The organism is Oscillatoria sp. HE19RPO (assembly GCF_024220515.1).
GTDB lineage: Bacteria > Cyanobacteriota > Cyanobacteriia > Cyanobacteriales > Laspinemataceae > Laspinema.
Genome location: NZ_JAMXOT010000510.1, coordinates 1 through 1749 on the forward strand (window position 1 = coordinate 1; position 1749 = coordinate 1749).

Here is a 1749-nt window from a genome sequence, read left to right on the forward strand (position 1 = left end):
AATCCCGATGGTTAAGCACCTAACAAGACTGTATGACGCCGCGCAGGCGGGCTTTGTCCGTGTAGCCCCAGGCTTTCCTAGCGGAACGCTCATAGAACAGCCTGCGGGTTTTTTGGGGATTTTATTTTTTGGAGTTCCCTAACCAAAAAAAAATTAGACTCGACTCATGGGTAAGCGGATCTTATGCTTGCGGAGAATGCGAATTAATTGAGTGCCGCTTAGTTGAATTCCCGTTACCTGGGCTAAATGTTCGGCTAATCGTTGACTGGTCCAAACTTCCACCGGATACCCAAATTGAGTGGGGGTTTTTTTGACGACTTCTAAAAGTAATTGAATGTAAGCTTCATCCGCTTTGCGATAGTTCCCCTGTTCGCGGCGATCGCGCAGACTATCGAGATTATCTGGATCCCCATGCACGCACCAATAGGCAACCGTTCGGTAAGAACAGCCTAAAAACTCCGCAATTTCTTCGTAGGTTTTACCATCATTTTGCAATAACAAAATCAGGGCGTGTTCCCGAAACCGAGAGCAATCACTCTGGCGGATGGCATTTTGCAAGCTCTTTTTTTGGGTCGGGGTGAGAAAATTTTTGGCGGGCATGAGCGCAATAGAAAACAAAGTCCTTTTAATTTTATGCGAGTTAGATGTAAATCATATCCCAGGCAGTCGCGATCGCCTCCTCCGTCCGATTTTAGTGAATAAAGCAGACGAGAAGCTGTTTTTGGCACAATCACAGCTTCTCGTATTTTGGATTGGGGATATTCGGATCCGGGCAGTCCCACAGGTTCCCTGGAGGGGATGATCCAAATGCAGCAAGGAGATCGCGATGGTGGAGTCGCCTCCCTCAACCCGATCTCCTGAACCCGTTATTCATTCCAATATCTAATGGGTCTCAGTCATGATGTCTGGATCTGACACAAATCCGATCGCCCCTTCCATTTTACTGCTTTCGAGATTCGCACCCTCAAAATTAGCCCCACTTAATTGGGCATTAAAGAAATTGGCATTCGACAGATCGGCATTTTCTAAGCTGGCCCCCCGAAGGTCGGCATAGCTGAAATCTGCACTACTCAAATCTGCACTACTCAAATCGGCATTCCTGAGATTCGCACCCTTTAAGTTCGCTGTAGATAGCACGGCACTATGGATGCGAGCGCCTTCTAACGAGGCATTTTCCAGATCAGCAAAAAACAGATTAGAACTGCTGAGATCGACGCGATCCAGATTCGCTCCTCTGAGGTTAGCCCCACCCAACACCCGCTCCTTGAGATTGGCACCGACTAGATTGCACCCCTGACATTGGTTGTTTTCCTGCAAGTGTTTCAGATCTGCGAGATCGCCCATACAGCTAGAGCATAAGGTTAGCACCACTACCGCAATTGTCAGGTTTATTGCTTTCACGTTCTTTAGTTCCTTATTAGTGCCACCAATCATCACGGTTCCCCGACGGGAACCTGAATACATAAATACTAGTAATTGTCAAAGGGGGTGACACCCATCAGTAAAAACTTCATAAAACTTCATAAAAAAGTCGAGGAAGATTCAAAGGCCCTCGGGTAGCGATCGCCTCCCTTGTAGCAGACCCTCTCACCGGATCTGTTCAATGCAGTTAAGGGAACTCCAAAAAATAAAACCTTCAAAAAACCCGCAGGCTCAAGCCTGGGGCTACACGGACAAAGCGGTGCCTGCGCGGGCTAAAAGAGCCTTGTTAGGTGCGATCGCATCAAAGCAAGGATGATTTATTTGTTG

Annotated in this window: 3 protein-coding genes; 1 reads left to right on the plus strand and 2 read right to left on the minus strand. The window is 47.5% G+C overall.

Going from position 1 to position 1749, the window contains the following annotated elements:
* Nucleotides 1-153: 153 nt before the first annotated feature.
* Nucleotides 154-600 carry a helix-turn-helix domain-containing protein gene (locus tag NG833_RS30220; RefSeq protein ID WP_254568960.1) on the minus strand — a complete coding sequence of 149 codons (447 nt, stop codon included), beginning with the start codon at nucleotides 598-600 and terminating at the stop codon, nucleotides 154-156.
* On the opposite strand from NG833_RS30220, the gene NG833_RS30225 reads away from it, so the two are divergent.
* Nucleotides 599-802: a hypothetical protein gene (locus NG833_RS30225; protein WP_254568961.1), complete on the plus strand. Its 204-nt coding sequence runs from the start codon at nucleotides 599-601 to the stop codon at nucleotides 800-802. The two genes, NG833_RS30220 and NG833_RS30225, sit on opposite strands and share 2 nt — an antisense overlap.
* An 80-nt stretch (nucleotides 803-882) precedes the next feature.
* On the opposite strand, the gene NG833_RS30230 is transcribed toward NG833_RS30225, so the two are convergent.
* A complete protein-coding gene (locus NG833_RS30230) occupies nucleotides 883-1401 on the minus strand; it encodes a pentapeptide repeat-containing protein (protein ID WP_254568962.1) in 519 nt (172 codons plus the stop codon).
* Nucleotides 1402-1749: the final 348 nt, after the last annotated feature.

Bases quoted from the DNA above. Each gene is read 5' to 3' on its own strand.
- NG833_RS30225 (WP_254568961.1), top strand. From the start codon at position 599: ATGAGCGCAATAGAAAACAAAGTCCTTTTAATTTTATGCGAGTTAGAT.
- NG833_RS30220 (WP_254568960.1), bottom strand. From the start codon at position 600: ATGCCCGCCAAAAATTTTCTCACCCCGACCCAAAAAAAGAGCTTGCAA.